The sequence below is a fragment of the Anoxybacillus sp. UARK-01 genome, assembly GCF_002075365.1.
GTDB classification, from domain to species: domain Bacteria; phylum Bacillota; class Bacilli; order Bacillales; family Anoxybacillaceae; genus Anoxybacteroides; species Anoxybacteroides rupiense.
This window is the reverse complement of record NZ_NASY01000037.1, coordinates 1-22,441: the sequence shown is the minus strand read 5'-3', so window position 1 is coordinate 22,441 and position 22,441 is coordinate 1. Positions and strand designations below refer to the sequence as shown.

The following is a 22,441-nucleotide window of genomic DNA, read 5'->3' as shown; positions in this document are numbered from 1 at the left end:
TCGTTTTAATCCCAAACAAAAACCACCCTTTTATCAAGGGCGGTTTTTGTTTTGCTAAAAATATCGCTTTTTCCAAAAAACAAAGGCGGTAATGCTCGATAGCAAAGCGGCCAGAAGCATTGCCACCATAAACGCATATGGGGAATGCTGATACGGAATTGGGACGTTCATTCCGTAGAAGCTGGCAACCATGGTTGGCAGTGAAATCACAATCGTCACAGCTGTTAAAAATTTCATCACAATATTCAAGTTGTTAGAAATGACCGAAGCAAAAGCATCCATCATTCCGCTCAAAATACTGCTGTATACTTCAGCCATCTCAATCGCTTGCTTATTCTCGATGATCACATCCTCCAACAGCTCTTGATCGTCATCATACATTCGCAAGTAATTAAGGCGCATAAGCCGTTCCATGACAATGTTATTCGCTTTTAGCGAGGTCATGAAATACACTAAGCTTTTCTCCATGCTTAACAGCGAGAACAACTCCTGATTTTTCATCGATTGATGCAGCTCTTTTTCAATTTCGCTTGTGCGGCGATTGATTTGCTTTAAATACCGCAAATAGTAAGTCGAAATCATATAAAGCATTTGCAAAGCAAAACGCGTTTTCATAAAGGTGTAAAAGTTTTTAATTTTATGGTTCGCAAATTCTTCAAAAATCGGGTTTTCTTGAAGGCAAACCGTAATAAAGCATGTATTCGTAATAATCATCCCGATCGGAATCGTTTCATAAATAGGGCCATCCACTTCATCATGAGTAATGATCGGGATATCCACGATAATTAACACATGATTATCTTCCTTTTCGACACGCGAACGTTCTTCATCATCGAGGGCATCTTTGATCGAATCAATCGGGATGTCCAAATGATTAGCGATATAACGAATCTCTTCTTCCGTCGGAGCTACTAGTTTAATCCAGCAACCGTTTTTAAGCTCATGAATTTCTTCAATTTTTCCATTAGCATTTGACAAATACATCTTCATCATATGCACGCTTCCTCCTTTTCCAAGCGAGGAAGGCTTGCTATCTTTTCCTTTCGAATGGAGCCCGTTTTCGGATGGCGAGTAGCTCGTTCATTCGCAAAGGAAAAGGCAATGCTTCCCCGCAGTATTCCGGCTCAGGTTCGTTTGAACTTCGACTACTCATATGCGAAAACGTCACCCCTTCTCCAAAATATGTGTCCTTATTAATAATAGCGTTGAAATAACTATTTGTATAGTAAAAATTTGTTTATTGCAATAAAAAAGTAGCCTGCTGCATGGCTACTTTATTCACTTGCTTGCGTCGTATTGAAAAAATCCTTATTTTCTTTTTTAGGTGTCGAAGGCTTTTTCTGATGCTTTTTCTTCATGATCCCATCTGACTCATAGCTTAACGGAAAATCAGCTTGTTTTTTTGTCAATGAACCTTTCCCCCTTCATGGATGATGTATCTTTACTTTATGTAATCATCGCCCTGTTTAGTCAATGATTTCTGCAGCAAATATTCGCCCGTTTTGCCAAAAATGCTTTATAATGGTGAATAAGGAGGGTTTATCATGGAAATTATTATCAAACCAAAAGCGTTAGCATGGTACAAAGAGGAGCTTGATTTACGCGAAGGAGATTCTATTCGCTTTTTTGCACGATATGGTGGATGCAGCACCGTGCAGAAAGGCTTTTCACTCGGCATGGAAAAAAGCGTCCCTTCCGATCCAAAAGCGCAAACGACTATAGATGGTATCACCTTTTTTGTTGAGGACAACGATATATGGTACTTTGACGGGCATGATTTGATTGTTGATTTTAATGAACAAGCAAGTGAACCCGTTTTTTCACTTGAATAAAAAGCGAAAAAGCTAGCTGACTTAAAAAAGCTAGCTTTTTTTTATAATAGCAATGGTACAGCGAGAGACACAAACAAGTCGCTGTTGATCGTCCACGATGCGAATATCCCATACCATCGTTGTTCTGCCGCGGTGAAGGACCGTACCAGTCGCTGTCACTGTTCCGCTTCGGACTGGACGTACGTGATTAGCGTTGATTTCCAGCCCGGCCACACTTTCTGTATCTTGATCCACCAATGCGTAAGCGCCTAGACTGGCAACGGTTTCCGCCAAGGCAACCGACGCTCCGCCATGAAGCAAACCAAACGGCTGATGCGTCCGGTGATCTACCGGCATTGTAGCGACAACACGCCCGTGCCCTATTTCCTTAATTTCGATTCCAAGCGCTTCTAATAACGTTCCCTTTCCCATTTCATTTGCATTCATTGCATTTATCCCCTTTTTCTAAATGAAATCGCTCTAAATGATCCATCAATCCTTCCTGCCGCAAAACTTCTTTCTGCTTCTCTCCTAATAAATCAAAATGCGGAAAAGAGTCCCGTTGATGAACCCATTCAGGACGAAGCTGATATTTTTCGCCCCAGGCCAGCAGCTTGTCTAAATCGCCGCACCCCACTTTTGTGACTGTCGTATAATGCGGAAAGCGCTGATCATACCAAAAGTGAGTGAGAAAAGCGATTTCTCCGTTTATCACCTTTTCCTTCCATAATTCCAGCTCATTCCTTCGAATGCCGAATGCCATATGTATCGCCTTACTTTTTGGCACGCTCGTAAGCTTCATGCCAGTCCGGAAAATATTTGCGAATTAAAATCGGTCGAAAGGAATCGCGTCTGACGCACACATGCTGTGTTTTTCCAGTTGCCGCCAGCTCGCCGTCTGATGTAAAGATTTCATAACCATACGTCACACGGATTCCATCATAGGCATCAATCCATGTTCTAACGGTTGCCATATCGCCATAGCGAAGCGGCTTTTTATATGAAATTTGCAAATCGGTTACAGGAGAGAGGATATCTTCCTTTTCCATATCAGCATAATGAAATCCGAGCTGTTTGATAAATTCGGTCCGCCCAATTTCCATCCAAATCAGATAATTGGCGTGATAAACAACTCCCATTTGGTCCGTTTCAGCATAGCGTACTTCGATTTGTTTCTCAGCAATTTTCATGGCATTCCCCCACTTACTTTTTTCTTTATCTTACCATATGAATGACCTTTTGTCCTGTAAATAGCAAACAAGACGATCCGCAGCATCAGCGGGATCGTCTTCTTTCATTGTTACTGATAACCGTTTTGGCGCGCTGCCGCTTCATCTTTAATTTCAGAACGCAGCGCAGCAATGGCTTCTTCACGCCGTTTATTTTTGGCTTCGATCTGTTTTCGTTCTTCTGATGAAGAAAAAGGGATGGCTTCGTGGGCTTCTTCTATATTTTCAATGGTATTTTGCACCATATTTTGTAATTTCTCGACATTATCACTGCGATCATCTGGGTTTGGACGTTGATAAGCCATCTTCAATTCCTCCTTGATGTCGATTTAATTTTATAATAATTTTATTATGTTAACAAAAAAATTACTCACCCTTTGTCTGGATGACTTGAGCGTGCTGCCCTGATTGATCCTGCATTTTTTTTCCTTTATTTCCGCCCGCAGCACGCGGCTGAGTGCCTAGATGGTTTGGAACGAAATGTTTTCTGCTTCCTTTTGGATTGCTCATGACTCTCGCCTCCTCACCATCTAGTGTGCTCGGTTTAAATCGGCTTATACATCATTTTACTCTGCCTTTTTCAGCATCCGTTCCTCTAATTTTTTCTCGATTTCCTCCATCGCTTTCTCATCATTTAACAATTGCCGTTTATTTTCCAACACTAATTGTTCAAATGTCAGCTTTCGGTTCTTTCTCATTTGATCCAACCCCTCTCATTTTTATTATAATTTTAATAATTTCCTAAATAAGCAAAATTTATTACAAATTTTCGAAAAAAATAAAAAGAAGCTCCTTCATGTTGAAGGATGCTTCTTACGGAAGACGGCTTATGATATCTTGCATTTGTTTATATGTCATCGGCCCGATTACCTTTTTGCGAATGACACCTTGACGATCAATAATATAGGTCGTCGGAATGGTTTGAATGTTATACAGCTTTAATACCTCTCCTTTTTCATCCATCACAATCGGAAAGGTTAAGCCATACTTTTTCATAAATGGGCTTAAGTTTTCGCGGCGGTCCTGTGATGTTAAATGAACAGATAAAAGCTCGACATCATCTTTGTACTGCTTGTAAAACTTCTCAATATCCGGCATTTCCTTCTGACAAGGCGGGCACCAAGTTGCCCAGAAATTAATGATCACTGGCTTGCCGCGCAAATCCGATAAACGAATTTGTTGACCCTCTGGGGTTTTTAATGCAAAATCATATGCGATATCACCAACGGCCAGCCCCGCTTTCCGATTTTGCTGTTCGGCTGCCAAAGCCTGCCAAATCCCATATCCAGTCAAACCGAGCAGCAAAACAATAGCAACGATTTTTTTCATGCTTTTCCCTCCTATCATCATTTAAGCATAAAAGAAAAAAAAGAGAAAGGGCTGTATATTTTCCCAGCCCTTTCCTTTCACAAACGCTTGATAAAAAATAGCTCCACTTGATCCCGTCTTAGACATACACGTGCTAGCGACTGTTTTTATGGTTGTTTTGCATTTTTTTCGCTTCTATTTCAGCATAAGAAGCAAACTCGTTGTTGAATCCGTTTTTTTGCTTGGCGTTATTGTTGCGCTGTGCATTTGCGTTTCCGAGCTTTGTGCGGCCCACTTGCTTCACCTCTTTTGAAAATCAGGAACTGCATATGTAGTTTCCGTCAGCCGCATGGAAAGTATGCTGTTAATTCTCTCCTGTTGCAATCGGATGATCCGGATAAGAAATCCAATCGCTAAAGCTGCCTACATATAGCTGCACATTCGTATAGCCCGCTTCCGATAGCGCGAGAACATTCGGACAAGCGGTGACACCTGAACCGCAATACACGATAATCTTCTCGTCCTTCGAAATGGAAGCAAAACGCGCGGCTTGCTCATGCGGCTTCTTCCAATATCCTTCGCTTGTTAGTGCATCTTTCCAAAAACAATTTTTTGCTCCAGGAATATGGCCAGCAATTCGATCAATAGGCTCTTCAATGCCCAAATAACGCTTCGGCTCACGTGAATCCAGCAAAATGGCGGAATCCTGTTCACTTGCGCGTCTTACATCTTCTGTCGTCGCCAAAAGAGATGGCTGATAGGCTGGAATAAAGGTGCGCTTCGGAAATGCAACCACTTCTTCGGTTATCGGATATCCAGCCCCTTTCCATCTCGTATAGCCGCCATCCAACACATAAATACGTTCATGCCCTAAATAGCGCAGCAGCCACCAAAAACGAGCGGCCATTGCACCATCTTGATCGTCATAAGCAACAATCGTCGTATGACGGTCAATTCCTGCCGCTGATAATTTCTCCATCAATTCATCAAAATCAGGAAGTGGATGCCGTCCCCCGTGTTCACGGACAGGACCGGACAAATCTCTTTCTAAGTCAAAATAAAGCGCGCCTGGAATATGAGATTGTATGTACTCATTTATGCCGCGGGAAGAATCGCCCATGTAAAAGCGGCAGTCAATGACCCGCACATCATCGCGAGAGAGCCTTTCAGACACCCATTGTGGCGAAACGATATATTTCATTTACGTTCCCCTTTCGTTTTTAGACGTTCTACGTATTCCGCGACCATGTCGACAGTCACGTATTTTCGCTGCGGAACCACTCCTTGTTTAGCCAGCTCATTGATTTGCTTGGTCGTCTCATTAATCTTTTCAACAGTAAATGTCTGTCCATTTCGGCAATGCTCCACCGCTTCCTCAATATAGCGCTCGCGTTGTGCATCGAGCTGTAAAAACTGCTTGATCAGTCTATGCTGCTTATGAGAATGTGCTGTGATCGCATGATGAACTTCACTCATCTTTTTTCTCCTCTCTTGCTCGTTCTTTTTCCATTAGTGATCGAACGTGCGGCTTTGGCGTCCAGCAGCGAAATTGATAATGCGGCTTCGTTTCATAGCCGAGCCGTTGACAATAGCGGTACATTCCGTTCTCTGTTTTTTTCATCCGATAATGAATGCACGTGGCACAAGCATGAAACCGCGTCATCGTTCGCTTCCCCCCTATCTTCAATCGCACGTTCAATCACCGCTTCAGTTTTTTCTAATTACTCATTTTGTGGTAAGAGAGCCGACAGCTGCTCCTCCACTTTACCGAGATGTTCTACATCCACTTGTTCGGTAAGTGCCGTCATGAGGCCTGCAAAATAGTCATCCATTTGTTGCTGCAGCGCATAAAGCAAATGATGGATCCGCTTTTCGTGTTCTTCTTGATAAAATGCAAAGAGGCGCGCTTCATTTTCGGACACATATTCATGAATTGGCTGCTGCAGCTGCTTTTCAATTTCTTCTCTCATGAGCCGCTTTTCATCCCGTTCAAAAAATGCTTTTGCATTTTTATAAAGCGACAGCGCTTTTTTAAAGTATGATTCATTCAGCTGCTCAAGCCCTTCAGAAAACTCCAGTGTCGCAAATGCAGGAAGCTCGACCTTCGATAGCGTAATTCCCTGATGAATGCGGCCGATCTCATTTGCAAGCAGTTGAAAGCGATCCTGTGCCTTGTTTGTAAGAAAACGTTCAATGCGCAAGCTCGTTGCCCGCATTTCTTGCGCCAAATCAAAACCGACAGATTGAAGCAGCTCGCGCAGGCAGCCAGAAAGCGCCTGACGGATATCTCGGCCATCATCACGCAATGCAGCCGGATTGAACGCTTCTTTAAACCAATCGCCCATGCGGAATGAAATACGCTGCTTGATATAATACGCTAATTCAGCAATTTCTTGTTTTAATGCTTGCCTATCCATAGCAAGATCAGAGGATTGAAGCAGCGCCTGAATCCGAGCCTGTTCGTCGCCCAGCTTTTGCCGCTTCGCTGCCTTTTCTTCATTTCCTTGTTTCGCTTGGACCATATAGTCTTGCAAAGTCGCACGCAGGCGCTTCAGTTCAGCGTACGCCTCCGCTACGGCTACATTTGTTAATTCTCCCATAATGAAGCGAATAAAATCCGCTTCGAAGGCGCGAATCCCAGATTCGCGCAAAATCCCGTAATGGTGCTGCTGTTTTTTTTCTGTTTTCTCCTCAAGAGCCAATCGGCTTGATAAGGCATACAAGCGCGGAAAACGGATGCCGAAATGCTCGAGCTGCTCTTTCACATAGGAAATGACCGTTTCTAACTCTTCTTGTGAATTCGCCAGATCCGCAGCATTGACGATAAAAAACATTTTATCCATGCTGAATGTGTCTTTGACGCGCCCAAGCTGGATTAAAAACTCGCGGTCTGCTTTCGAGAAGGCATGATTATAGTAAGTGACAAACAAAACAGCATCGGCATTTTTAATGTATTCAAACGCTACTCCTGTATGACGGGCATTAATGGAGTCCGCCCCTGGCGTATCGACCAGCGCAATGCCCTGCCGAGTGAGCGCACAGTCATAATACAGCTCCATCCACTCCACAAAGCAGGCTTTCGTCTCATCAGCTACATATTGCTGGAATTCATCAAGACCGATTTGCAAAGAGGTTCCCAGCACATCCTTTACGTCTGCGTATCCGTGGACGACCGACTGCAGGAACGTATAATGCGGCTTTTCCTTCGCTTCGACCGTTTCGATCAACAGCGCTTTTTCGCACGCTCCCAGCGCCTCTTCCATCGTTTCTGCCTTCAAATGAAAATAGCGCAACGAGTTTTGCAAATCCTTTAACAGCTGTGAGGCTGTTTTCATCTGAACGACCACTGTGCCATGTGGATAGCTAGAAGTCGGCGGCACAATTTTATTAATGGTTGCCGTCGTTGGATTCGGTGACGATGGCAATAACTGCTCTCCCATTAACGCGTTGGCGAACGATGATTTTCCGGCGCTGAACGCCCCAAACAGCGCCACGGTAAATGTTCGGTTTTCAAGGCGACACGCTTTTTCCGTCAATCCATGAATAAAGCGTGTCATGCCTGGAATGCCAGACACAAGCTCGGCAGCTTGGCGTAAATCGGCAATCGCTTTCGCTGTTTTTTCTTTTGTTTTATCACCGCTTAATGACACCGATTCGCTGTGAATCGCCTCACTTTTTTCTGCTTGACGCGCAGCGTTCGAATGCTGTTCTTTGCCGACAGAAGGCACAGCCTGCTCAACTTGAATTGGCGTTAATTCGCTGACAAGCTCCTGAACCCGCGCTTCCTGTATATGGCTAGGAGCCTCGGATTCCAACAGCGCTAGCAATTGGGCGTAATGGTCGTCACGCTGCTGCTTTCGTTTCGCTAATTCATCAAGCAGCTGCTGCTTTTCCTTTTCTATTTTTAATTGCTCGGCAAGCTCATTTCGCTCTGCTTGCACCGTATTTTTCCAGAAGGAAAAAACAGAGGCAAAGATGTGCATCGCATCGCTTCGATACCGCTTTTTCAATTCCGTCGCCACATCATTTGTATAATTTAATACAGATTCTCCTGTAACCCCCGCTCCTTTTTTAACAAGCGACTCTAGCAGCTGCTCATTCCAGGCAGCAGACAACTGCTGACATTGGCTCATTAACTGGACATCGCCAATGTCATGCTCTTTTAAAAACCGAACAAGATGGTCGCGTACATGCCATTCGATTTGTGATGTCGCTTTTTCTTTCACATTTTCGTAAAATGCCGTGAGCCTTGCTTTCCGCTCCTGCTCTGTTTTTGCTTTACTAAACAGGAACCCGATTTTAAAATCCGGCTGAACCGATTGCAAATAAGCTTTCGCCAATTCTCTCGTTTCAAACGGCATGACATACGCATGCTCTAAAATGCTGTCAAGCTCCTGCTGAAACTTCGTCTCCACCTCCGCGCAAAGCGCATCAATCTCATGCAGTCGGCTCTCAAGATCATCGATATCACTTTCTTCCTTGGATTTCGTTAAATGCTCCATACGAGCATAAATGGCCTCTTCCTCTTTGGCATCCTGGTTTTCTATAAAAGCAAGGTGATCGCTGACAAGCCGCTTAGCTGCCACCTCGACTCCGGAGAGAAGCCGCGCCTCTTTTTCGGCAAATAGCAGCTGGAAAAAATGGACAAGCTCATTCAATTCATTGAATGGATGTTCTCGTTCTTTCAGAGAGGTAAAAAAGATACGCTCCACCTGAACATTCCATTGGCGAAACGCCTCGCGCACCGATTGCTGAAACTCTGAAAACGAAAGCTCCCCATCACGGTGCTTATCAATCTGATTGACAATTAAATACAATGCCTTTCCGTCACTTGTCAGTTCCTTTGTAAATTGAAAATTTAATTCCGATTGAACATGGTTATAATCCATCATATAAAAGACGACATCTGCCAAATGAAGCGCTGATTCAGTAGCAAGCCGATGCGCATCGTCCGTCGAGTCAATGCCTGGAGTATCCAAAATCGCCACACCTTCGGGGATGTGCGTCGTTTTCCGGCTGATCTCGATCGCTTCAATTTCCTCTCCGTTTTTGCAATATGCACGAATTTGTTCATATTCATAGGGAGCCGCATATTCGACCGACTGTCCGTTCTTATAAAAAACGCGGGCATATTCCCGTCCAGCCTTCACTTTGACAAGGTTAGCGCTTGTCGGAATCGGACTTGACGGCAACAGCGGTTCACCGATTAATTCATTGATGATGCTTGATTTTCCAGCAGAAAAATGGCCGCAAAAGGCAATGGAAAATTCCTCATCTGCTATTTTTCGCAACAGCTGCTGTGCTTTTTTGGCATTTTCTTGATCTCCCTTGTTCACCCATTCGTCATGAAGATAAGCTAGTTTGGCAAGCCAAGGACGCAATGATGAACGTTGTGTTATCTGAACCATGTATCAAAACCCCTTACGTTTGCAACATATATACCTATTTTACTGTATTTGCGCACATTTCCCAACATAAAAAATTGCAAAAAAATCTCCCGCCGTTATTTGGCAGGGAGAAATGGAAAAAAACGAGAGCGATTTTGAAAACGAGATTCATAATCTGTCATGGCGGCAAGCGCTTTTTCTTCAGTCGAAATTCGAACAAATAAGACGCAAGCGTTCAAAACAGAAAACACAACCGCCGTTATGTACGCTTGAAACAACAAAGGAATAAGCAAAAATTCAAGAACAACAACCAGATAATTGGGATGGCGCAAAAAGCGATAGGGCCCTTTTACCACGACATGTGCGTTAGGCAAGATCAAAATTTTAGTATTCCAAAACAGTCCTAACGAAACAATGGACCAAATGCGCAACCATTGAACAATAAGAAACACGCCAAAAAAGAACGGCCACCATGGCGAAAGATGCCCTCCTTTGTATAGTGACTCAAACAAAAAGGAAAGTAAAAAAAACGTATGCATAATGACCATCCAACGATAGTGCGCACGGCCAAATTCCTTTGCCCCTATCGCCTTTAATCTCCGCTCATTCCGTTTAGCGATCCATAATTCAAGCACCCGCATGGACACAATAAGACAAAAGAAGGCATAAATGAGCATACGTTATTCACTCCCAGCACAATAAAATGAGCTCCGCGCTAAATCCTGGGCCAAGGGCCATCATTAAACCATAATCACCTTTTGGAATGGGCTGCTGCATAAATTGTTCGAGAACAAAATAGACCGTAGCAGAAGACATATTGCCAAATCGACGCAAAATCTCAAATGATCCATTTGTTTTTGACTCATCCATCATAAGCGCTTCTTGATAGGCTTCAATGACTTTTTTTCCTCCTGGGTGGGCAATCAAATGGCGCAGGTCCTGCATCGCCAGGCCGTTTCTTTGCAAAAATGCTTCTACATTCGGCTTCAGCCATGAACGAACGAGTGATGGAATATCTTTGGAAAAGACGACAAACCAACCATCATCCTGAATGTTCCACCCCATTACCTCTTCAGAATGCGGCATAAGCACCGACTGCACATCAACAATATGCGGACGAGGCACGTTATCGACAGCTTCATCCCCTGCCACACAAAGACAGGCAACCCCGTCAGCAAATAACGATGTGCCAATCAAATTGCTTTTTCCGGTATCATGCGGCTGAAAGGTGAGACTGCAAAATTCAGCGGCGACGACCAGCACCTTTGCTTTCGGAAACGCTAAGCAATATTCATAAGCGCGCGCTAGCCCGGCCGCTCCACCCGCGCAGCCCAATCCCCAAATCGGCACACGCTTCGTATGAGGAGAAAACGGCAGTTGGTTCATGATTCTTGCTTCGATACTTGGCGTGGCAAGGCCAGTAGTGGAAATATAAAAAATCGCTTCTACTTCTTCATAGTTGATCGGTTTAGACAAAAAGGTCTCATTGCTTAAGCATTTTTCAATCGCCTCACATCCATAATGGACAGCGCGGTCTATATATAGCTCGTTTTTTTCTGAAAAGCCGTGCCGTTTTTCATACCAATCAAGCGGCTGAACGAACGATCGCGATTGAATGCCGCCGTTCGCAAAGACCGGCAGCAGCCGCTCGATATGTGGAACAGAGGACGCAAAAAGCCGTTTCACATATTGACGTATCTCGTCTTGCGTAACCGTAAATGGCAATGAAGCAAGACCAGCGGAAATAATCGCAGGCATACAACCACCTCTTTTTTCATCAGCTACCTGTACTATTCCCTTTGTGTTAAAAAAAAATGCAAATGATTCCATTCTTTCCTTTTCTTCTTCCACCTGGTCAGAAAAGCGTGCCGTCCATCGCTGTTGGAACATCATTCATGGAAATCATCGAAAAATCGTATGAAACAGAAAAGCGATTCTATATAAAAAAGAGGCTGCTCATAGAAACAGCCTCTTCTGTCTGTCATACAGATCAAATCTATTCAACATGCCTATCGCTCAAAGATAAAATGATTGGCACATCGGCCATCTTTCCCGTTCACAGCACGGATCGTTCATTATTTTTCCTATTTCAACACACTTCGGAGCTTAAGCCATTATTCATCCATATCGACATTATGGTACACGCGCTGAACATCCTCTAAATCTTCCAATGCGTCGATCATTTTTTTAAATTGAGCCAGCGCTTCATCAGAAAGCGTGACATAATTTTGTGGGAGCATGGTCAGCTCAGCCACGGTAAATTCCGTGATTCCTGCGCGCTGAAACACCTCCTGCATCGCATGGAATTGATCGGGTTCGGCGTAAACGATCACCGTTTCATCCTCTTCCAAAATATCGCGCGCATCAATATCTGCTTCCATTAATAGTTCAAGCACTTCATCCACCGTCTTCCCTTCGACACCAATGACAGCCGTGGCGTCAAACATATATGATACCGATCCGCTTACTCCCATATTGCCGCCGTTTTTACCGAAGGCTGCGCGCACCTCTGATGCTGTCCGATTCACATTATTCGTAAGCGCATCGACAATGACCATTGATCCATTTGGTCCAAAGCCTTCATAACGCAATTCATCATAGCTTTCATCCGAGCTTCCCTTCGCTTTTTCAATCGCTCGGTCAATAATCGCTTTTGGCACACTATATGTTTTGGCTCGCTCAAGCACCATTTTTAAAGCCCGGTTTGACTCTGGATCTGGTTCTCCCTGCTTAGCAGCCACGTAAATTTGCCGCCCGAATTTGGCATAAATACGGCTTGTATTCGCATCCTTCGACGCTTTCTTTTCTTTGATGTTGTTCCATTTACGTCCCATTCCGCTTCACTCTCTTTCTATATTTTGAATCTGTCAAAGCCATATCGATCCATCTGTGACGCTTTTGAAACCACATAAGGCATTTTATCTAGCCACAACATTATATTATATATGAAGTTAGCCATCTTTAGCTAGTTTTACTCCCTTCTGTCCAGTGTTTAAAAGCATAGAAAAATACAAAACAGCGCCATCTCGCTTTTGCTAAATACGAGACGGCGCTGTTCGTTATTCTTTATGATACTTGCTGCTCTTGAAGGGGAGAAGCGGAATGGCTGCGTTTTTTCGCGGGCCAGACATGGAAAACGATATTTAAAACAATGGCTGTCAGGCTGCCAGCGACAATGCCGCTATCGGTTAAAATTCGAATGCTTGACGGCAGCTCCGCAAATAAATTCGGCACCGCTGTGACCCCAAGCCCTACGCCAACTGAACAAGCAATAATAAATAAATTCTCTTGTGAAGCAAACTCCACTTGGCTGAGCATTTTAATGCCATAAGCAATGACCATCCCAAACATCGCCACCATCGCTCCGCCTAACACAGGAGCCGGAATAATCGTGGTCAGCGCGGCGACTTTTGGAATCAATCCGAGCACAACCAGAATCGTTCCCACCACATAAATGACTCGGCGCTTCTTCACTCCAGAAAGCTGGACAAGGCCCACATTTTGCGAGTAAGTGGTGTAAGGAAACGCTTGGAACAATCCGCCCAGCAAAATGGCCAAGCCTTCCGCGCGATAGCCATTTGCTAAGTCTTTGTCCGTCAACGGCTGTTTGCAAATATCGCTCAAAGCAAAGTAGACGCCTGTCGATTCGACCAAACTCACAATTGCGACTAAAATCATTGTTAAGACAGCTGTTAGATTAAAAGTAGGCATCCCAAAATAAAATAAATGAGGGAGATGAAGCCACGAAGCCTCTTGAACAGCGCTCATATCAACCTTCCCCATCCATGCCGCCACAATGGTTCCAGCAATCATGCCGAGCAAAATCGCAATCGAACGAATAAATCCAGTAGAAAACCGATACAACACGATAATCAATAACAGAACACCGAATGAAAGGGCAATATTATCAATATGACCAAAGTCTTTCGCCCCTTGTCCACCTGCCATGTTGTTCATGGCCGCCGGAATCAGAGTCAAACCGATGACTGTAACAACCGAACCTGTCACAATCGGCGGAAAAAGAACACGCAGTTTACTAAAATACTTGGCAATGAAGATAACAAAAATTCCAGAAGCGATAATAGCGCCGTATACCGCTGACAATCCGTACCGCTGTCCGATCGCAATCATCGGGCCAACGGCCGTAAAGGTACAGCCTAATACAACCGGCAAGCCGATCCCGAAAAACCCCGTACGCCATACTTGCAATAAAGTAGCAATCCCGCACATTAACAAATCAATCGCCACAAGATAGGTCAGCTGCTCTGATGTCAGCTTCAAGGCTCCTCCGACTGTTAAAGGAACAATAATGGCCCCGGCATACATCGCCAAAACATGCTGCAGGCCTAAAGAACCTAATTTGATTGGATTCATTGGCACATCACCTCTTCTGCGAATTGTACGCCTTCTTTTAAAGAGGTAATGCGGGCAAGAGACACCACCCGAAAACCTAAGCGGCGCAACTGCTCTCCGCCATCTTGAAATGCTTTTTCAATCACAATGCCAATTCCTGCTACTTCTGCCTCCGCTTGCTGCACAATTCCTGTTAGTCCTAATGCTGCTTGACCGTTTGCCAAAAAATCATCAATAATCAAAACACGATCGTCTTTCTGAAGAAACGAACGGGATACGGAAATTTCGGTATATTCCTGCTTCGTAAATGAATAGACATTGGCTGTATACAAATCGTTTTGCAGCGTTAAAGATTTGCGTTTTCTTGCAAATAAAAGCGGCACCTTCAATATATATGCGGTCATTAGAGCGGGACTGATCCCGGATGATTCCAATGTCAGCACTTTAGTGATCCTCTCATTCCGAAACGCGTCCGCAAAATTTTCGCCAATTCGCATCATCAGTTCAGGGTCAACTTGGTGGTTTAAAAAGCGGTCCACCTTCAGCACATGATCGGAAATCGCTTCTCCTTCTTCTCTGATTTTTTCCATTAATTCTCGCATGCTGTTCCTCCTTTGAAAATAAAAAGCTTAAAAAACATCGCCCCCACTCTTTGTATGAGTAAGGCAATGTCTTTTAAGCCAATAGAAAACAAAGGATGGGGTCATGTGGCAAAATGAAGGCCTTCATTTATTCCATCCGTCCGTTTCTGACATTGCCACTCATAGTCGATCAATTTACGGTTGATCGGTAGAAACTAGCAGGCCATATCCCTGCTATTATATGAGTGAGTCAGCGATATCAAGTTATTAGCAGTATAGCATGATTTCCCTTGTTTGAAAAGAGATCGCAAGAGAGAAGCGAACATTTTAACAAAAACAAGATGAATTATTCGGCTAATTCCATTCACTGCCTCGGCCTTTTCTATCATTCATTCCTCTCCTTTTCCTATACAAAAACGCGCCAAAACAAGGGACAGATTCGCCTCCGTTCATTGATTTTCCAGAGATCATTCGTTTTATCTTTTAACTTGACATATGAACAAGCGAAAACCCGGTCCATTTCCCTAAAACAAAGGAAGGCAGTCGAGCTGCTTTACAGGATCTGCAAGCTCCATCGTCGCGACTTTTGCCTCATAGCTGTGTAATGAAAAAGCAAGTCACAAGACTCTTCGGACCGTGCATTTTTTACAAACACTGTTCATCTATGATAGGTCAGCTGGAAAACCTATGTTCACAATATCGCCATATTTCCTATGAACGATTTTGCTTAAAAAGGTGGATCTATTAATTTCTTACTATTCCAATAGTGCTAAAGCAAGGAATGAACAATTTGTGAAATGACAAAAATCCCCTACCAAATGACCATTTGTTTTGTATTATGAAGGTGTAATCACTTGTTGGGGGATACAGCGGAAAGGAGGGATGGGAGGATGACAAAAGGAAAAACGACAGAAGACAGCCATTTAAAAGGAACGCTGGCTGCTGTGTTTTTGCTAGGTTTTTTCCTTATCTTCACATGGGTCAGTGTTTATTTTCTATTTTTAGAACGTCTTTAAGTGAAAGGAGAGAATGGACGGCATGCACATACACAAATATGAAAAAATTTGGCTGATTTTTGGTATTGGCTGCTTATTCGTGTTTTTAACCGTCCTTGGCGTAAGCGCATTCGCTAAAGGAAACCAGCCGCCAAGCTGTTTGACCACCATCGATCCAGAGAAAGTGGATCAAACGCCCCCGTTTAATAAACCGGGATTAGTCAAAACAGGAAATAACGAATATCAGCTCAACATGGTGGCATCAGCATTCGCTTACACACCGGCTCAGGTTGAAATTCCAAAAGGGGCAAAAGTGACGATTAATATTACAACAAAAGATGTCATTCACGGTTTTGAGGTAGTGGGAACAAATATAAATATGATGGTAGAACCCGGATATGTGAACTCATTCACAAAAACATTTGACAAAACCGGTGAATATACCATTTTATGCAATGAATATTGCGGAGCTGGTCACCATATGATGACAGCCCGAATCAAGGTGGTGGATAAGTAATGAACGATGTGCTAAAGGTCGCTCGTCGCGATGCTAAATTGGCGCTGGCCCATATTTATGTAGCATTTATCGCATTAGCTCTCGGAGGCTTAGCGGGTCTGTTACAGACGCTAGTTCGTTCCGGAAAGTTTAATTTACCCGCAAATATTAGCTATTATACCATTTTAACCACTCACGGCGTATTGCTTGGTCTTGTTTTAACCACATTCTTTATTATTGGATTTCAATTCGCCGCTGTCAGTCGAACGACTGGGGCCTTTTCCGACCGCAACCGCTTTTGGGGATGGATGGGTTTTTGGCTGATGACCATCGGTACAGCCGTAACAGCCTTTTTCATCTTAATTGGGGAAGCCTCTGTTTTATATACATTTTATGCCCCGCTGCAGGCGCATCCTGGCTTTTATCTCGGCTTAACCCTTGTCGTCGTCGGCAGCTGGATCAGCGGATTCGTCTTATTTGTTCATTATGCTCGCTGGAAAAAAGCGAATCCAGGCCAGGTCGGACCGCTTCTCTCGTTTATGGCTGTTGTCAACATGGTGCTATGGTTGATTTGTTCGCTTGGAGTAGCAGCCACTGTTTTAATTCAACTATTACCATGGTCTCTTGGACTCGTCGATCAAATCAACGTACTTGTCAGCCGAACCTTGTTTTGGTATTTTGGTCACCCTCTCGTTTACTTCTGGCTGTTGCCAGCCTATATGGTTTGGTATGCCATTATTCCGAAAGTAATCGGCGGCAAAATGTTTTCTGATTCATTGGCTCGGTTATCGTTTATCTTATTTTTGCTTTTCTCCATCCCTGTCGGCTTCCACCACCAATTAATGGAGCCGGGGATTGATCCGTTCTGGAAATACGTTCAGGTTGTCTTAACATTTATGGTCGTGATTCCATCATTAATGACAGCTTTTGCGATGTTCGCCACTTTTGAAATGTACGGCCGTTCGAAAGGAGCAGCAGGCTTATTTGGATGGCTGCGCAAGCTTCCTTGGGGGGACGCCCGCTTTTTCGCTCCGTTTGTCGGGATGTTATTTTTCATTCCTGCAGGAGCTGGCGGATTGGTCAATGCTTCGCATCAGCTCGATCAGGTTGTCCACAATACCATTTGGGTAACAGGACACTTTCATTTAACATTGGCTACTACCGTTGTTCTTACATTTTTTGGCGCAGCCTATTGGCTTATTCCTCATTTAAGCGGCCGCATCATGACAAGAGCGATGAATCGCTTGGCCATTATCCAAACAATTGTATGGGTTGTCGGCATGTCCTTTATGTCCGGTGCGATGCATTTTGCTGGATTGCTTGGCGCTCCGCGTCGTTCGGCATTTTCAACATATGCGAATTCACCGCAGGCCCTTGAATGGATTCCATATCAAATTGCCCAAGCCGTCGGGGGAACCATTCTGTTCATCGGTATTATTTTAGTGCTTGTTATCGTCACCAATTTAGCTTTCTTTGCTCCAAAAGGAGAAACAGAGTTCCCTGTCGCTGAAGTAGCCGAACAGGCAGAACGTACACCGCTTGTTTTCGAAAACTGGAAGCTTTGGATCGGCATCGCCATCATCTTGATTTTGATCGCTTATACGATTCCGTTCATTGATATGATCCAAAATGCTCCTCCTGGCTCAAAAGGCTATAAACTTTGGTAACATCGATCCGATTAAGATAGACAAGACATCGTTTCAGCCGTCCATTCCAAAGCGCTCTGGAATGGATGGCTTTTTATATGGCATCTGCTTTTCAACTCTCCCGCTATATTTTTTTTAAAAAGCGAAAGCTCTTTAGCAAATATGTTAAAACATGTTAAAAATAGCATAAATCCCTTCACTAGCAAAATAAAATGTAGTGATGAACACAGAGCGGGAGGAATCGTACGAGCATGGTATCAGAAAAAAAAATGATCCAAATTATCCAAAGCGGAATAGAAAGATCAAGTTATCCCAAAAGAATTTTAATTGTAGGAGCAGGAATGTCCGGACTTGTGGCAGCTTCCCTGCTAAACCACGCCGGACATAATGTGCAAATCATCGAAGCATCGACCCGTGTGGGCGGAAGAGTTTTTACAAAAAGGGCTCCATTTACAGAAGGGCTCTATTTAGATGTTGGCGCAATGAGAATTCCGAACACTCACCGTTTAGTGATGGAATATGTAAAAAAATTCAATTTGCCTTTGCAGCCATTCATTAATTCATCCCCTCATGACATCCTTTACTTAAATGGAATTAAAACGACATACGGTCAATATTTACGCAATCCTGACATTTTGAACTATCCTGTCTCCCCTTCGGAAAAAGGAAAAAATGTCAATCAACTCATTACCAAAATGGTCGAACCGATTTTCCGTTTTGTCTCTCAAAATCCGAAGAAACATTGGCCTATTGTGATTGAGTATTTCGAAAAGTTTTCAGTGGACGACTATCTTCGTTCAAACCCTTATGGTCTTTTCTTATCAAACGCAGCCATTGAATTAATCAAAATTATGCATATGATCGAAGGATTCCCAGAATTTTCTTTGGTTGAAGTTTTACGAGAAATGTCCCTTCTTTTCAACGACGATGTGCATTTTTATGAAATTAAAGGCGGCAACGATTTATTGCCGAACGCTTTTTTGTCTGAACTATATCCGAACATTCATTTTAATCGTCAAGTCGTCAAAATTCATCAGACGCAGCACGATGTGACCATTTCTTGTATTCATCCGCAAACAAAATCTCTTTACCACTACACTGGTGATATTGCAATCATTACCATTCCCTTCTCCACCTTACAGTTTGTTCAGATGGAACCATACGATTCTGTTTCTCACGAAAAACGAAAGGCGATTCGCGAGCTTCATTATGTTACTTCGGCCAAAATAGGCTTACAATTCAGCCAACGTTTTTGGGAAAAGGAAGGAATGTACGGCGGAAGAGTCATTACTGATCTTCCTACTCGCTTTTCCTATTTTCCAAGTCATGATTTCGACTCAGAAGGACATGGAGTCATGCTAGCTAGCTATACATGGGAAGATGATGCGTTACCATGGGAAAGCCTAACCGAAGATGAGCAAATTAGAAAGGCTTTGGACACCTTATCGATTATTTATGATCAGTCTATTTTCGATCATTTTGTGATAGGGATCTCGCATAATTGGGGGAAATATCCTTATTCCAGCGGATGTTTTACATTATATAAACCATGGCAAGAAACAGAGCTTTCGCCACATATCGCTTCTCCAGAAGGAAGAATGTATTTTGCCGGCGAGCACACGGATGTCCCGCACGGATGGATCCAAACAGCGATTAAATCAGGAATCCGCGTGGCACTTGAAGTAAACCATCTGCCATAATCTCTTAAAGGAGTCTCCCACCTCTAAGCGAAATGTAGGTGGGGGAGCATTCCTATTAGAAAGGTTTTCGGGGACTTGAAAGAAAAAATTGTTAGTGGGAATTAAGGATAGACACCATTTATTGCATATTCACCGCTTCACATGGAGTGTCGGGTATGATATTGCCCTGCAAAGAATGGATTCATTCCTGCCTATTTAATTATTTTTAGTCAGGACAAAATCTTGAACTTTACGATCTTGTTTCGGTAAAAAAATGGATGTAACTTTATCTTCAGTGATGTCGTAAACACTTAATTTGCCACCAGCATCTTCTGATAGCTCGTATTGTTCTAATACAAAAAATTGATGATCGATAAATTTACCTGAACCATAATTAATATCCAAGTTAATAGTATTTTCCCATTTGTATTTTTCATCAAGAGTAAGAATTGAAACTTTCCCTTTATTGTTGTAGCTAACATAGAGTTTATTATTTATACTTATTGCTTTATCGCCTTCTCCTACTGCTGAACTTAATGGATAAGAAATGTCCATAACGTCAAAAGTATTCTTATCTATGAAATGTAGAAAATGATCCGTTACAGCAACCACTTTATCTTTATAAAATACTAAATCAGTTGCTGTGCTTGATATTTCAATTGTTTTAACTTCTTCTCCATTTTCTCTACTGATGATTCGTATCACAGATTTTTCCTTATCTATAACATCATTAGATAAATATATGTATTTATCATCATAATTCATTAAAGATAAATAAGTGGGATATTCTATTTGGTATTTCTTATGATATTTTAAATCACGAACATCTAGCGTATTAGATTGAATGTCTTTATTAATTCCAAACACTTCTAGATTTTGATCCTTAAACATAAAAGTTAAAGGAAATGGAATTTTATTTTCAACGATATCATCTCCTTTTTTTGTAATTTTATAATAAGAAAAGGCATGTTGCGATAATAAATAAACATTATTGTCAAAGTCATTATAAAGATATGATATATCATTTAGGTCAAATTTTACTTTTTCAAAGTTAAGGCCGTCTTTCGTTTTTAAATAATAACTTCCATCATCGAATGGATGAGAGTATATAAAATGCAATTCTCCATCATTTAATTTAAGTTCTATATTTTCATTCATTACAATATTACTTTTTTTATAAGATAAAAAGTCTAAGAGTAAATTACCTAAAAACCAAATGAATGCAGCTGATGCTACTATTATTAATAGTATTTTTATCGTCCTTTTTTCTTTTTGACTCATAATAAATTTATCTCCTCTATGATTATATTTTCAAAAGCAGAACAACAAAAATGGTTCTGCTTTTGAAAAATGGTTAATATGCTATTGTTAAACTATGCTCTTCTAAATCAGCAGGAGTCACAATTTGGCCACCATCAGCATCTAAATCATAACCTGTATTGTTCCAAGCTTTCCAGACTAGTTGTGAGCAGTAAAACTTGTCTACACTATCTTTTGTTGCTGTGAGGCTATAAGGATCTCCTACTTGATAATAAGCCCATTTTTGAGCAGAGTCATATTTCGAATAAGATGCGTCTTTTACATAAAACTTCTTTTTGGTAGAGAATCTATTTGCCCAGTTATTTTGGTAAACACGGACACCTACATCCGGCCACGCTTCTACAATATAGTCATTATTATCTCTAACAATAGCAGCGTGTCCATGTGCCCAAACAGATGTTTTATTATCGTAAGTAATTAAAATATCTCCTACAGTTCCCATTTTTCCTGAATTCGCTAGAATGTTAACTTTTGTTGCTTCTTCATATTTTTCAGGTGCCATTTTTTTCAATGCTTCAAGGTTTTTTCTACTTTCTTCAGCAGTAGTCGGTTGAAAGTTTTTGATAGCTTGTTGAGTTTCTCTTTCTTCCTTTTCCCATTCAGCTTGCAATTGCTGTTCTGTAGTAACCTTATTATTAGCTAAAGTATTGCTGGTTACCGTGGAAAGACTAGAGCATAACACTGCAGTAGCAATTAATACCGAACGTGTTGCAAAACGCATAACGGGTGCATAAAAGGACGCAAAAAATCCACCGTCTTGGAAATCATATACAGTGACCAAAAACACATTTCCAAGGGGTGGACACTATCATGATTTCCAATTTTGTTATCGAACATGCACTGAATAGCGAAATGGATCCTCTTTTACAGGCTTTATTTCAATACATCGACCAACTTTCTTTACCAGAAACACCTTATATAACCGGGCGACCACCGATTTCGAAAAAATCATTGTTAAAATGTTTCTTTTTAAAAACCTATTTTTCCATTGATTCTTTACGTCAGTTAGTGGAAACACTCGATCGATTTGGCTACTTCCGGCGTATTTGTGGACTCAAAGAGGTTCCACATCTTTCTACGTTTTCACGTGCAGGTAAGTGGTTTCGAGAACAAGGATTTTCCACATTTAATGCTCGACTTCTAAAAGATTTAGGTGTTCGGTATCCCAAAATTGTCATCATCGACAGTACGGCACTCCGAAGCAGTTTTTATGATTCTCAAGCGAGATGGGGGATTTCGACTCGGTATAACTGGTTCAAAGGATATAAGTTGCACCTTTGTACAACCACAGAAGGAATCGTCCTATCCCATGTCTTCACGACTGCGAATCGAAATGATGCAGCCGTTGCGCTCGAATTATTTCCATCTTTAAAGGAATGGAAGATTGAATTTGCCCTTGGAGATGCCGCCTATGACAGCGAAAAAGTCCGTCAAATAGCCGAACAGACAGGAATTTTTTTCGTTTCACCTATTAATCCTCGAAATAGCGATGAACGAAAAGATGCCTATGGTCGGATGATTCGTTCGTTTTTGAAAACAGAATTCGGAAAGTGGTTGTTTGGTTTTCGCAACTCGATTGAGCAGACATTTAATCAGTTAAAGAATGACGGATTAGAACAGCCGCGTTGGTATGGGT

At 42.4% G+C, this 22,441-nt stretch carries 27 protein-coding genes and 1 riboswitch; of the genes, 6 read left to right on the top strand and 21 right to left on the bottom strand.

Translation table 11 applies throughout. The annotated features are described in order from the left end of the window. Positions 1-54 precede the first annotated feature (54 nt). Positions 55-993 carry a magnesium transporter CorA family protein gene (locus B6A27_RS07450; RefSeq protein ID WP_044746022.1) on the bottom strand — a complete coding sequence of 313 codons (939 nt, stop codon included), beginning with the start codon at positions 991-993 and terminating at the stop codon, positions 55-57. A gap of 281 nt (positions 994-1,274) precedes the next feature. Further along, positions 1,275-1,409, bottom strand: coding sequence for a hypothetical protein (locus B6A27_RS19220; protein WP_255357507.1), 135 nt, complete (start codon positions 1,407-1,409; stop codon positions 1,275-1,277). Between the two features lie 135 nt (positions 1,410-1,544). Between B6A27_RS19220 and B6A27_RS07445 the strand changes: the two genes are divergently transcribed. Then, complete coding sequence (locus B6A27_RS07445) at positions 1,545-1,832, top strand: HesB/YadR/YfhF family protein (protein ID WP_044746023.1); 288 nt, start codon at positions 1,545-1,547, stop codon at positions 1,830-1,832. Positions 1,833-1,862: 30 nt separating this feature from the next. On the opposite strand, the gene B6A27_RS07440 is transcribed toward B6A27_RS07445, so the two are convergent. The 17 genes from B6A27_RS07440 to B6A27_RS07365 all read right to left on the bottom strand — a co-directional run bounded on the left by B6A27_RS07440 (position 1,863) and on the right by B6A27_RS07365 (position 14,690). After that, positions 1,863-2,258, bottom strand: coding sequence for a hotdog fold thioesterase (locus B6A27_RS07440; RefSeq protein WP_139788093.1), 396 nt, complete (start codon positions 2,256-2,258; stop codon positions 1,863-1,865). Then, complete coding sequence (locus B6A27_RS07435) at positions 2,245-2,574, bottom strand: hypothetical protein (RefSeq protein ID WP_080861043.1); 330 nt, start codon at positions 2,572-2,574, stop codon at positions 2,245-2,247. Before B6A27_RS07435 ends, B6A27_RS07440 begins: the two co-directional genes overlap by 14 nt. 10 nt (positions 2,575-2,584) lie before the next feature. Next, positions 2,585-3,001: an acyl-CoA thioesterase gene (locus tag B6A27_RS07430; protein ID WP_044746026.1), complete on the bottom strand. Its 417-nt coding sequence runs from the start codon at positions 2,999-3,001 to the stop codon at positions 2,585-2,587. 110 nt (positions 3,002-3,111) lie between these two features. After that, a complete protein-coding gene (tlp, locus tag B6A27_RS07425; protein WP_044746027.1) occupies positions 3,112-3,345 on the bottom strand; it encodes a small acid-soluble spore protein Tlp in 234 nt (77 codons plus the stop codon). A 61-nt stretch (positions 3,346-3,406) separates the two neighbouring features. After that, positions 3,407-3,550 carry an acid-soluble spore protein N gene (locus B6A27_RS07420; RefSeq protein ID WP_044746028.1) on the bottom strand — a complete coding sequence of 48 codons (144 nt, stop codon included), beginning with the start codon at positions 3,548-3,550 and terminating at the stop codon, positions 3,407-3,409. Positions 3,551-3,606: 56 nt separating this feature from the next. Next, a complete protein-coding gene (locus B6A27_RS07415) occupies positions 3,607-3,738 on the bottom strand; it encodes an FbpB family small basic protein (protein ID WP_080861042.1) in 132 nt (43 codons plus the stop codon). Between the two features lie 115 nt (positions 3,739-3,853). Continuing rightward, complete coding sequence (locus B6A27_RS07410; RefSeq protein ID WP_066149088.1) at positions 3,854-4,369, bottom strand: TlpA disulfide reductase family protein; 516 nt, start codon at positions 4,367-4,369, stop codon at positions 3,854-3,856. A gap of 133 nt (positions 4,370-4,502) precedes the next feature. Next, positions 4,503-4,643, bottom strand: a complete 141-nt coding sequence (locus B6A27_RS18800) for a hypothetical protein (RefSeq protein WP_183186774.1) — start codon at positions 4,641-4,643, stop codon at positions 4,503-4,505. Between the two features lie 69 nt (positions 4,644-4,712). Continuing rightward, positions 4,713-5,549 carry a sulfurtransferase gene (locus B6A27_RS07405; protein ID WP_080861041.1) on the bottom strand — a complete coding sequence of 279 codons (837 nt, stop codon included), beginning with the start codon at positions 5,547-5,549 and terminating at the stop codon, positions 4,713-4,715. Beyond that, the gene (locus B6A27_RS07400) at positions 5,546-5,824 is read right to left on the bottom strand and encodes a YpbS family protein (RefSeq protein ID WP_080861040.1); all 279 of its coding nucleotides are present in this window, start codon (positions 5,822-5,824) and stop codon (positions 5,546-5,548) included. The genes B6A27_RS07405 and B6A27_RS07400 overlap by 4 nt, the downstream gene beginning before the upstream one ends. Further along, positions 5,817-6,011, bottom strand: coding sequence for a hypothetical protein (locus B6A27_RS07395; RefSeq protein WP_044746032.1), 195 nt, complete (start codon positions 6,009-6,011; stop codon positions 5,817-5,819). Before B6A27_RS07395 ends, B6A27_RS07400 begins: the two co-directional genes overlap by 8 nt. Before the next feature lie 58 nt (positions 6,012-6,069). Further along, positions 6,070-9,756 (bottom strand): dynamin family protein, encoded by a 3,687-nt coding sequence (locus B6A27_RS07390; RefSeq protein WP_080861039.1) that lies wholly within the window; start codon positions 9,754-9,756, stop codon positions 6,070-6,072. 95 nt (positions 9,757-9,851) lie between these two features. Beyond that, entirely contained in the window at positions 9,852-10,412 is a 561-nt protein-coding gene (locus B6A27_RS07385; RefSeq protein WP_080861038.1) for an isoprenylcysteine carboxyl methyltransferase family protein, read from the bottom strand. 7 nt (positions 10,413-10,419) lie between these two features. Further along, on the bottom strand, positions 10,420-11,493 hold the full coding sequence (locus B6A27_RS07380; RefSeq protein ID WP_080861426.1) for a type III polyketide synthase: 1,074 nt from the start codon (positions 11,491-11,493) through the stop codon (positions 10,420-10,422). Between the two features lie 356 nt (positions 11,494-11,849). After that, entirely contained in the window at positions 11,850-12,569 is a 720-nt protein-coding gene (locus B6A27_RS07375) for a YebC/PmpR family DNA-binding transcriptional regulator (protein WP_044746036.1), read from the bottom strand. 232 nt (positions 12,570-12,801) lie between these two features. Continuing rightward, entirely contained in the window at positions 12,802-14,109 is a 1,308-nt protein-coding gene (locus B6A27_RS07370; protein ID WP_080861036.1) for a nucleobase:cation symporter-2 family protein, read from the bottom strand. After that, positions 14,106-14,690 carry a xanthine phosphoribosyltransferase gene (locus tag B6A27_RS07365; protein ID WP_080861034.1) on the bottom strand — a complete coding sequence of 195 codons (585 nt, stop codon included), beginning with the start codon at positions 14,688-14,690 and terminating at the stop codon, positions 14,106-14,108. Before B6A27_RS07365 ends, B6A27_RS07370 begins: the two co-directional genes overlap by 4 nt. A gap of 142 nt (positions 14,691-14,832) precedes the next feature. Next, positions 14,833-14,934: riboswitch (purine riboswitch) on the bottom strand. 625 nt (positions 14,935-15,559) lie between these two features. Here B6A27_RS07365 and B6A27_RS07360 point away from each other — a divergent pair. The 4 genes from B6A27_RS07360 to B6A27_RS07345 all read left to right on the top strand — a co-directional run bounded on the left by B6A27_RS07360 (position 15,560) and on the right by B6A27_RS07345 (position 19,506). Continuing rightward, positions 15,560-15,685, top strand: coding sequence for a subunit I/II of b(o/a)3-type cytochrome C oxidase (locus B6A27_RS07360; protein WP_066149097.1), 126 nt, complete (start codon positions 15,560-15,562; stop codon positions 15,683-15,685). Between the two features lie 22 nt (positions 15,686-15,707). Beyond that, complete coding sequence (locus tag B6A27_RS07355; protein ID WP_080861031.1) at positions 15,708-16,181, top strand: cytochrome c oxidase subunit II; 474 nt, start codon at positions 15,708-15,710, stop codon at positions 16,179-16,181. Next, positions 16,181-17,827, top strand: coding sequence for a b(o/a)3-type cytochrome-c oxidase subunit 1 (locus tag B6A27_RS07350; protein ID WP_080861029.1), 1,647 nt, complete (start codon positions 16,181-16,183; stop codon positions 17,825-17,827). The genes B6A27_RS07355 and B6A27_RS07350 overlap by 1 nt, the downstream gene beginning before the upstream one ends. Before the next feature lie 230 nt (positions 17,828-18,057). Further along, positions 18,058-19,506 carry a flavin monoamine oxidase family protein gene (locus B6A27_RS07345; RefSeq protein WP_080861027.1) on the top strand — a complete coding sequence of 483 codons (1,449 nt, stop codon included), beginning with the start codon at positions 18,058-18,060 and terminating at the stop codon, positions 19,504-19,506. 195 nt (positions 19,507-19,701) lie between these two features. On the opposite strand, the gene B6A27_RS07340 is transcribed toward B6A27_RS07345, so the two are convergent. Continuing rightward, the gene (locus B6A27_RS07340; RefSeq protein ID WP_080861025.1) at positions 19,702-20,766 is read right to left on the bottom strand and encodes a hypothetical protein; all 1,065 of its coding nucleotides are present in this window, start codon (positions 20,764-20,766) and stop codon (positions 19,702-19,704) included. A 73-nt stretch (positions 20,767-20,839) separates the two neighbouring features. Continuing rightward, positions 20,840-21,586, bottom strand: a complete 747-nt coding sequence (locus B6A27_RS07335; protein WP_139788092.1) for a YiiX/YebB-like N1pC/P60 family cysteine hydrolase — start codon at positions 21,584-21,586, stop codon at positions 20,840-20,842. A gap of 29 nt (positions 21,587-21,615) precedes the next feature. Here B6A27_RS07335 and B6A27_RS07330 point away from each other — a divergent pair. Then, positions 21,616-22,441, top strand: an 826-nt coding sequence (locus tag B6A27_RS07330; protein WP_080861023.1) for a transposase, incomplete at its 3' end; no start/stop codon positions are given.

What these genes read in the sequence shown, in the direction of transcription:
- B6A27_RS07340 (WP_080861025.1), bottom strand. Translation starts at nt 20,766, where the DNA reads ATGAGTCAAAAAGAAAAAAGGACGATAAAAATACTATTAATAATAGTA.
- B6A27_RS07440 (WP_139788093.1), bottom strand. Translation starts at nt 2,258, where the DNA reads ATGAATGCAAATGAAATGGGAAAGGGAACGTTATTAGAAGCGCTTGGA.
- tlp (WP_044746027.1), bottom strand. Translation starts at nt 3,345, where the DNA reads ATGGCTTATCAACGTCCAAACCCAGATGATCGCAGTGATAATGTCGAG.
- B6A27_RS07355 (WP_080861031.1), top strand. Translation starts at nt 15,708, where the DNA reads ATGCACATACACAAATATGAAAAAATTTGGCTGATTTTTGGTATTGGC.
- B6A27_RS07405 (WP_080861041.1), bottom strand. Translation starts at nt 5,549, where the DNA reads ATGAAATATATCGTTTCGCCACAATGGGTGTCTGAAAGGCTCTCTCGC.
- B6A27_RS07415 (WP_080861042.1), bottom strand. Translation starts at nt 3,738, where the DNA reads ATGAGAAAGAACCGAAAGCTGACATTTGAACAATTAGTGTTGGAAAAT.
- B6A27_RS07345 (WP_080861027.1), top strand. Translation starts at nt 18,058, where the DNA reads ATGGTATCAGAAAAAAAAATGATCCAAATTATCCAAAGCGGAATAGAA.
- B6A27_RS07350 (WP_080861029.1), top strand. Translation starts at nt 16,181, where the DNA reads ATGAACGATGTGCTAAAGGTCGCTCGTCGCGATGCTAAATTGGCGCTG.
- B6A27_RS07420 (WP_044746028.1), bottom strand. Translation starts at nt 3,550, where the DNA reads ATGAGCAATCCAAAAGGAAGCAGAAAACATTTCGTTCCAAACCATCTA.
- B6A27_RS07365 (WP_080861034.1), bottom strand. Translation starts at nt 14,690, where the DNA reads ATGCGAGAATTAATGGAAAAAATCAGAGAAGAAGGAGAAGCGATTTCC.
- B6A27_RS07390 (WP_080861039.1), bottom strand. Translation starts at nt 9,756, where the DNA reads ATGGTTCAGATAACACAACGTTCATCATTGCGTCCTTGGCTTGCCAAA.
- B6A27_RS07450 (WP_044746022.1), bottom strand. Translation starts at nt 993, where the DNA reads ATGATGAAGATGTATTTGTCAAATGCTAATGGAAAAATTGAAGAAATT.
- B6A27_RS07395 (WP_044746032.1), bottom strand. Translation starts at nt 6,011, where the DNA reads ATGACGCGGTTTCATGCTTGTGCCACGTGCATTCATTATCGGATGAAA.
- B6A27_RS07410 (WP_066149088.1), bottom strand. Translation starts at nt 4,369, where the DNA reads ATGAAAAAAATCGTTGCTATTGTTTTGCTGCTCGGTTTGACTGGATAT.
- B6A27_RS07400 (WP_080861040.1), bottom strand. Translation starts at nt 5,824, where the DNA reads ATGAGTGAAGTTCATCATGCGATCACAGCACATTCTCATAAGCAGCAT.
- B6A27_RS07430 (WP_044746026.1), bottom strand. Translation starts at nt 3,001, where the DNA reads ATGAAAATTGCTGAGAAACAAATCGAAGTACGCTATGCTGAAACGGAC.
- B6A27_RS07380 (WP_080861426.1), bottom strand. Translation starts at nt 11,493, where the DNA reads ATGCCTGCGATTATTTCCGCTGGTCTTGCTTCATTGCCATTTACGGTT.
- B6A27_RS07360 (WP_066149097.1), top strand. Translation starts at nt 15,560, where the DNA reads ATGACAAAAGGAAAAACGACAGAAGACAGCCATTTAAAAGGAACGCTG.
- B6A27_RS07370 (WP_080861036.1), bottom strand. Translation starts at nt 14,109, where the DNA reads ATGAATCCAATCAAATTAGGTTCTTTAGGCCTGCAGCATGTTTTGGCG.
- B6A27_RS07385 (WP_080861038.1), bottom strand. Translation starts at nt 10,412, where the DNA reads ATGCTCATTTATGCCTTCTTTTGTCTTATTGTGTCCATGCGGGTGCTT.
- B6A27_RS07445 (WP_044746023.1), top strand. Translation starts at nt 1,545, where the DNA reads ATGGAAATTATTATCAAACCAAAAGCGTTAGCATGGTACAAAGAGGAG.
- B6A27_RS07375 (WP_044746036.1), bottom strand. Translation starts at nt 12,569, where the DNA reads ATGGGACGTAAATGGAACAACATCAAAGAAAAGAAAGCGTCGAAGGAT.
- B6A27_RS07435 (WP_080861043.1), bottom strand. Translation starts at nt 2,574, where the DNA reads ATGGCATTCGGCATTCGAAGGAATGAGCTGGAATTATGGAAGGAAAAG.